Genomic DNA, 7,862 nt, shown 5'->3' with positions numbered 1-7,862 from the left:
AACATCACCCCCACCCGACTCATCGAGAAGATCCGCTCAGCACCCGAACTGCCACTACCCGCAGCCCCCGGCCTGACCTTCCACTGCAACGGCACAACCAACCCACTCGTACCCGCCGCCTGCACCCGAGGCGGACTGATGACAACCCTCAACGCACAGGGCAACCCGACCCTGCCCTACAAACCATTCGGCAACGAGGACTGAGAAGCGAAAGGACGGCATGGTGAGCAACCTGGGCGATCGAGGCGACGTGGGTCACACGAACGACGTGGGTCACGCCAGCTACATGAGTCACGTCGTCATGGAGCTCGGCCTGGGCTTCTCGATCGACGGTGGCGTCGCCACCGGGCGCGCCGACGTGTTCGCCGAGCTGTGCGTCCCGGCGCGACCGCCCTGCGGACATCCGTGCTGGCGACCTGGGCCGACATCGTCACAGGCACACTCGCCCTGAACCTGACCACCCCCGGGCGGCCCTGACCCTCGACCTCGACGTGCACGTCGTCGAGCCAGCCGAGATCGGCCACACGATCTCCCTCAAGGCAAGAACCGTCAAGGCCGGCCGGCCGGTCGTCGTCTGCGAGACACGATTCCGCAACGAGACCTCCGGGGCCCTGACCGCCGTCTGTCACACGTCGTTCGTCACCTCCCCGAACCCCGATCACGTCTTCTCCCACGGCGCCCTGGCCGGACTACCCGAGGGACCCTTCCGGCTGCCGGTTCCCCTCCCCGAGCGGGTCGGCAGCGTCATCGTGGCTCCCGGCACCGTCGAGGTACCCCACCGGGCCGACGGCCTCAACGCGAGCGGCGCCATCCAAGACGGCCTCGTCGCGCTAGCCGCCGAGGAAGCGGCAGCCTCATCCGTCCAAGGGCCGACGGTGGTGACCTCCTACGGGGCCGGGCGGGCCCGGCGCGGGCGGGGTGGGCCGGCGGGCACGGAATCAGTGCGCCAAGGCCGCGGGAACGGGACTTATGCGGCCCCAATCCCGCCACCCGGCAATGTGTGGCGGCTGGGTGAGTCCGGGCTGTCACTCAACCGCCACGGCTGCTCGACATCGCGCATGAGGCCCAGCCGGCGTGAATACCTATCGGTTCCGGCCTGCTCCGGACGCCAGCACTCCTGCACGCGCGCCGCCCGCTCGACACCACGGCCGCCACGGGCACGGGCACGGGCACGGGCACGGGCACGGGCACGGGCACGGGGGATCATGGCGGTCCACGGAGCAGCGGAGCACTGGTGTCAACCGGCGCCGTACGTCGGCTGGGACACGAGCGGGCCCGTACGCGAAACCGCCTCCAACCATCATTGACCGGACACGGCCTAGAGGGACGCGCCCTCTACACCGAACTGGTCCCCCGGCTACACGAGATCGAGCTGGCCGGCACGCCCGAATACATGCCAGACCCTGTTCGTCGGCGGACCCAAACGCCTCCCCATCCGCTACACGATCACCTAGCCCGCCGCCACGGACACCGACCCGAGCGCCTTCGGGGGCCAGGATGACCGAACCGGCGGGTGGACAACCGGCGTGGATCGTCGACGACCCCAGCGTGGTCACCCCTGAGTGGATGACCGCCGCGCTGCGCCGAGGCGGCACCGACACCGAGATCGTCGGGCTACGCCACGAACCCGTCGGGGGTGGCCAACTCAGCTCCAGCCACCGCTTCCACCTCGACGTCCATCCCGACAGCGCCGACCCGGCGCCCTCCTCGGTGGTGCTCAAACTGGCCGCCGGCACCCCCGAAGGCCGCGGCCAGATCGCCCCCGGCTACCGCAGCGAGGTGGGCTACTACACCAGGTTCGCCCCCAGGCCGAAGCCGCGCTACGCAACCTCGTCGGCCTGCACGGCCCGTTCTGGAACAAGCCGGGCCTCACCAACGGCGCCGACTGGCTACGCCAGACCGACGAAGCCGGTCTCAGCTTCCTCGGCGAAATCCTCACCGCGGCCACCGAGCCGTTCCTCGACCGGTTCCAGGACCGTCTCTCCCCACCGACACAGACACACTGCACCGCACCGCCGATCACTTCGCCCGCTGGGGCCGACACGTCAGCACCCGCCACACCCTCATCCACGGCGACTACCGCCTCGACAACCTCCTGTTCACCGAATCCCACGAGGTGACAGCCATCGACTGGCAGTCGCTCGAGATCGGCTTCCCCGGCCGCGACGTCGCCTACTTCCTGGCCACCGCACTGCCACCCGCACTCCGACGCGCCCAGGAAAAGAACCTGGTCCGCGCCTACCACGAACAACTCACCCAGATGGGCGTCGACGACTACCCGCTCGACGACTGCTTCCACGACTACCGCCTCGGAACCCCACAGGCACCACTACTCACCGTGCTCGGCTCCGCCTACGCGACCAACGAACCCACCGAGAACTCCGACCGAATGTTCCTCTCCATGATCACAAACGCGTGCGCCGCCATCCGCGACCTCGGCACCCTGGACCTGCTCGGCAGCCACGCACGGTGATCCTGGGGCTCAAGGTGTTCACAGAGTGCGGATAGGTGCCGGACGACGCGGGCGAGTTCGGCGAATGCGGCCACCGGACGCAAATAAGGACCGGCGTCGAAGTACCGCTTCGGTCGCAGTAGCGACCGCGACTGAATGTTCTCGATCTTTCGAGTGCCAGAACTCGGCCACCGTATTGATGTGTCCCGATCATAAGGCGGCCCATCCGTATTCGTTGATTAGGACGCCCAGGACGGACCAGCGCTTGATCCTGCCGTCGCGGCGGCGGCCGGGGGTGGTCGTGCCAGGCCGGTGGGAGGCGGAGCCCGCGGTGCGGGCGTCGCCGGTTGCACCGGGCTGACCACCGTGGACTCGCGGCGCCGCTCCGGCCGACGCGTCAGCTCAAACGGCCCCGCCCCCTGACGGCCGGCCGCCGGCCCCGAGGCATGCCTCGCCCGCTCGCCTCCCGCTACGCCAAACACGGCTACTACTTCCACGGCGGAGCCGCCAACACCTTGATCATGATCTCGTTTTGACCACACCACCCAGCAAGATCACCTGAGGGCAACCTAAGTCGTTGACGCTGACGTCGAAAGTTGGGAGCATGTGCTCACTCGTCCGCCGGACAATGGCCAGCCAACTAAACACGGCCTTGTGAGAGCCACCTGCTCCCGGCAGGGCTGTTTTTCGTGGCTGATGGTGCCGCGATGCAGACAACTTCGATGACTCAGAGGTGGAAGGCATATGCAGAACACGGTGCCACGCGACCGAACAAGGTGGTCGCGTCGGCGGTCGGCGCGGGCGCTCTTAGCCCTGCCCCTGGCCTCGCTCCTGTTCGTCGCCGCGTGTAGCTCGGACGACGAGGATGCCACCACCCCGACCGAGACGGCCGCGGCCGCCAACGCGCTCGGGCCGGTCGACAAGGCCGCCGGCGAGCCCGTCAAAATCGGGATCGTCTCGGACGGCCGGTCTGCCGCCATCGACAACTCCGTCCAGTTCGCCGTCGCGGAGGCCACCGCCAAGTACCTGAACGAGCATCGCGGGGGCATCGGCGGCCGACCCGTCGAGCTGGTGACGTGTGAGACGCAGGCAGACCCGGCCAGGGGTACCGACTGCGGGAACCAGATGATCGAGAAGGACGTCGTCGCGGTCGCGGTCGGCGAGTCGGCGGTGGCCGAGGGCGTATGGAAGCCGCTGGCCGACGCGGACATACCCGTGATGTTCTTCGGCGCGGGCAGCCCGTCGATTCTGTCCGACCCCAACAGCTTCACCATAGGCGATCCGACGTTCGCGACGTTGCAGCTGCCGATCAGCCTCGCGAAGGACAAGGGCCTCAAGAAGGTCACCGAGGTCGTCATCGACGTGCCGGCCGCGCTCCACAACGCGCAGGACCTCGCACCGCCGCTGATGGAGAAGGCGGGGCTCGAGTACGAGCTCATCCGGATCGCTCCGGGCACGGCCGACATGACGCCGCAGCTGCAGGGCGTCGCGGGTGACAAGTCCAGCGTCGTGTTCATCATCGGCAACGACTCGTTCTGCATCAGCGCGATCAACGGCCTGCGGGCGGTCGGGTTCGAAGGCACGGTCAGCGCCATCTCGCAGTGCATCACCGACGCCACCCGTAAGGCCGTGCCCGGGGACGACCTGGAAGGGATGGTCATCGGCGCCTCTGTTCCCGTCGGTGGGGACGACCCGTCCAGCGTCCTCTACAACGCCGTGATCGACACCTACGGGAAGGACGTCGACACCGGCTCGTCCGCGGGCCGGGGCATGTTCGTGACGTTCGCCGGTCTCGCGGCGTCGCTCGAGGACATCAAGGGTGAAATCACGCCGGCGACCGTCACCGCCGCTATCAAGGCGGCTCCCGAGAAGGAGCTTCCGGGCGCCTCCGGGTTGCAGTTCCGCTGCAACGGCAAGGCCTACCCGGACTCGCCGGCGGCCTGCGTGCGCGGCGGGTTGTCCACGACTCTCGACAGCGATGGCCAGCCTACGGAGTACAAGGTTCTCGGCACCTCTCCGATCCCGGACTGACGGCCGCGTACCCACTACCCACTCATCGACGTATTTCTCGATAGCCGGTTCGGCCCCCCACTCGGCGTCTGCCCGAGTGGGGGGCCGAACCGGCCCGCGTTTTGCAGGACTGAACTGAAAGATGCCAGGAGATCGTGATGGAACATATAGGTTCGCTACTTCTGGGCCTGGGAAACGGAGGGGTGTTCGCGGCGCTGGGTCTCGCGCTCGTGCTCACCTACCGGAGCTCGGGAGTCATCAACTTCGCGACCGGGGCGGTAGCGCTCTACGTCGCCTACTCCTATGCCTACTTACGCGACGGCGAGCTGTTAGTCCTCTTTCCCGGACTGCCTGTCTCGGTTGACCTTGGCGGAGAATGGGGGCTGGCACCGGCGGCAGCGCTCTCCCTCCTGTTCGGGGCACTGCTCGGCGCACTGCTGTACCTGGCGGTGTTCAGGCCCCTGCGCGAGGCGCCTCCGCTGGCCCGGGCAGTGGCGTCGCTAGGTGTTCTGGTGGTCATCCAGTCGGTGATGGCGATCCGGCTCGGTACGGCGCCCGTCAGCGTCGAGGCGATCTTCCCGGCGGAACGGTGGGAGTTCGGCGGCGCGAAGGTGCTGTCCGACCGCCTCTATCTCGTCGTCGCCGTGGTGGTCCTGACGCTGGCGCTGACCGCGGTGTACCGCTTCACCCGATTCGGGCTGCTGACGAGGGCGGTGGCGGAATCCCAGACCGGCGCCTACGTCAGCGGCGTGTCCCCGGACCGAATCGCTTTGTTCAACTGGATGATCAGCGGCGTGACCGCCGGTGCCGCCGGCATTCTCATCGCGCCGTTGAGCCCGCTCTCCCCGACCACCTACACGCTCTTCGTCGTCCCGGCCCTCGCCGCCGCCGTCGTCGGTGGCTTCACCAACCTCGTGCCGACCGTGGCCGCCGGCATCGCCATCGGCATGGTCCAGTCCGAGGCGCTCTCACTCGCCGCCGACAAGGTGTGGTGGCTACCGAGGACAGGCGCGTCGGAACTCGTCCCGCTGGTGGTGATCCTGCTGGCGCTGCTGGCCACCGGACGGGGCCTGACGGTCCGGGGCGGTCTGGTTCGGCAACCGCTGGGTCGGGCACCCCGGCCGCGCTCCCTGACACTGCCCACGGTCTTCGGTACCGCCGTGGGCGTGATCGCCCTGCTGGCCACCACCGGAACCTGGCGAAGCGCGGTCATCGGCACCTTCATCGCCGCGATCATCGGCCTGTCGCTCGTCGTCGTGACCGGCTACGCCGGCCAGGTGTCGCTGGCCCAGCTCGCGCTGGCCGGCAGCGCCGCGTTCACGCTGAGCGGCCTGACCCAGAGCTGGCACGTCCCGTTCCCGTTCGCGCCCCTGCTGGCCGCGCTCGCGGCCACCGTGCTGGGCGTGGTGATCGGGCTGCCCGCCCTGCGATTGCGGGGGCTGACCCTGGGCATCGTCACCCTCGCCCTGGCCTACGCCATTGAGGCCGTCTGGTTCCGCAACACCCAGATCGTCAGCAGCGAGGGCGCCGCGGTGACCCAGCCCAAGCTGTTCGGCCTCGACCTCAGCATCGGCACCGGCCACGCCTTCCCCCGCATTCCCTTCGGCCTCCTGTGCCTGGCGGTCCTGGTGGCCGTGGCCTGGGGCGTCGCCCGGCTGCGGACCAGCGCACTGGGTTCGGCCATGCTCGCGGTCCGCGCCAACGAGCACTCCGCCGCCGGCATCGGGATCAACGTCGTGGCGATCAAGGTCGCCAGCTTCGCGATCGCGTCGTTCATCGCCGGCCTGGGTGGCAGCCTCCTGGCCTACCGGCGTGGTGTCGTCACCTTCGACTCGTTCACCGCGATCGGCGGGCTCGCCCTGCTCTCGACCGCGTACCTGGCCGGCGTCACCTCGGTCTACGGCGGCATCCTCGCCGGCATCATGGCGGCGTCCGGCATCACCTTCGTGGCCATGGACCGCTGGGTCCACCTGGGCGACTGGTTCCCGGTCATCACCGGCATCGGGCTCCTCGTCGCCCTCATCGGTCACCCCGAAGGCCTCGCCACCGGCGGCCACGAGCTCGCCGACCGACTGGACCGACTACGCCACCGCAAGCGCACACCAACCTCCCCGGAGCAGGCCAAGAGGCTGACGCCCCAGCAGCCCACAGCCGCCGAGGCCGACCTCACGACGAAGACCAGCGTCCCCGCACCGGCAAGCACCGACCAGACGGAACCGGTGAGTACCGCCAAACCGGTGAGTACCGCCAAAGCAGAACCGACCGTGCCGACACAGCCGGCAGGCGCCGACCAGGCGGCGGAACCAACCGAACCGGCAAGTACCGACCAGGCGGAACCAACCGAACCGGCGCAGCCGGCGGCCACGGTGCTCGACATCAGCGGACTCACTGTTCGTTACGGTGGCGTGACAGCTGTCTCCGAGGTCTCGCTGCGCGTCCACGCCGGCCAGATCGTCGGCCTCATCGGGCCGAACGGCGCCGGCAAGACGAGCGTGATCGACGCGACGACCGGATTCGCCCAGGCCTCGGGCACCATCCAGCTCGGCGGAGAGCCCATCGAGGGCCTGCCCACACACGCGCGGGTGCGGCGTGGCCTCGCCCGCACATTCCAGTCCCTGGAGCTCTACGACGACCTCACCGTCGAGGAGAACGTCAGCGCGGCGCTGTTCGGCGCGCGCGGGGACGAACGTCACCGCGCCCTGGCGGCCGCGCTCGACCTGGTCGGCATCGCCGACCGGGCCGGCCGGCACGCCGACGAACTGAGCCAGGGCGAACGGCAGCTCGTCTCGATCGCGCGGGCCTGCGCCACCAGCCCGCGGGCCCTGCTCCTCGACGAACCCGCCGCCGGGCTCGACACCACCGAGACCGCCTGGCTCGGTGAGCGCATCCGCTCGATCAGCCACACCGGGGTCGGCGTGATCCTCGTCGATCACGACGTCTCCCTCGTGCTGTCCGTGTGCGACTACATCTACGTCCTCGACTTCGGCAAGGTCATCGCGGAGGGGACCCCCGCGACGATCCGCGCGGACCGCGCCGTCGCCGACGCCTACCTCGGCTCCGTCCACGACGCCTCAGCAGAGGTCGAGGCGGAGATAGAGGAGATAGAGACGGAATCGGCAGCACCGCCGGAGACCGCCTCCCCGTCAGCGGTGGAGACCCCCTCGCCGTCAGCCACGGAGACCACTCCACCGCCAGCCGCGGAAACCACCCCGACCCCAGCACCAGCCACGGAGACCACTCCACCGGCGGCGGCGGAAACCATCCCATCGCCAGCACCAGCCACGGAGACCACCTCACCGCCAGCCGCGGAAACCACCCCGACCCCAGCACCAGCCACGGAGACCACTCCACCGGCGGCGGCGGAAACCATCCCATCGCCAGCACCAGCCACGGAGACCAC

General features: G+C 69.1%; 4 protein-coding genes and 2 pseudogenes. All 6 read left to right on the top strand.

Annotated features, from left to right (window positions below; all coding sequences use genetic code 11):
* Positions 1–204 (top strand): annotated as a pseudogene (locus FMEAI12_RS18115) (branched-chain amino acid ABC transporter substrate-binding protein); the annotation flags it as partial.
* Between the two features lie 16 nt (positions 205–220).
* Positions 221–451 (top strand): hypothetical protein, encoded by a 231-nt coding sequence (locus tag FMEAI12_RS36255; RefSeq protein ID WP_146776724.1) that lies wholly within the window; start codon positions 221–223, stop codon positions 449–451.
* Positions 452–1,318: 867 nt separating this feature from the next.
* Positions 1,319–1,454: pseudogene (locus FMEAI12_RS38315) on the top strand (cytochrome P450); the annotation flags it as partial.
* 182 nt (positions 1,455–1,636) lie between these two features.
* On the top strand, positions 1,637–2,473 hold the full coding sequence (locus tag FMEAI12_RS18105) for a phosphotransferase (protein ID WP_235014152.1): 837 nt from the start codon (positions 1,637–1,639) through the stop codon (positions 2,471–2,473).
* A gap of 723 nt (positions 2,474–3,196) precedes the next feature.
* Positions 3,197–4,483 (top strand): ABC transporter substrate-binding protein, encoded by a 1,287-nt coding sequence (locus tag FMEAI12_RS18100; protein WP_112106949.1) that lies wholly within the window; start codon positions 3,197–3,199, stop codon positions 4,481–4,483.
* A gap of 137 nt (positions 4,484–4,620) precedes the next feature.
* Positions 4,621–7,862: branched-chain amino acid ABC transporter permease/ATP-binding protein (locus FMEAI12_RS18095; protein ID WP_235014151.1), on the top strand; the 3,242-nt coding region annotated here is incomplete at its 3' end.

Source organism: Parafrankia sp. Ea1.12 (assembly GCF_900465275.1).
Taxonomy (GTDB): domain Bacteria; phylum Actinomycetota; class Actinomycetes; order Frankiales; family Frankiaceae; genus Parafrankia; species Parafrankia soli.
Note: the sequence above shows the minus strand (reverse complement) of the source record. Positions and strands in the feature narration are given on the sequence as shown.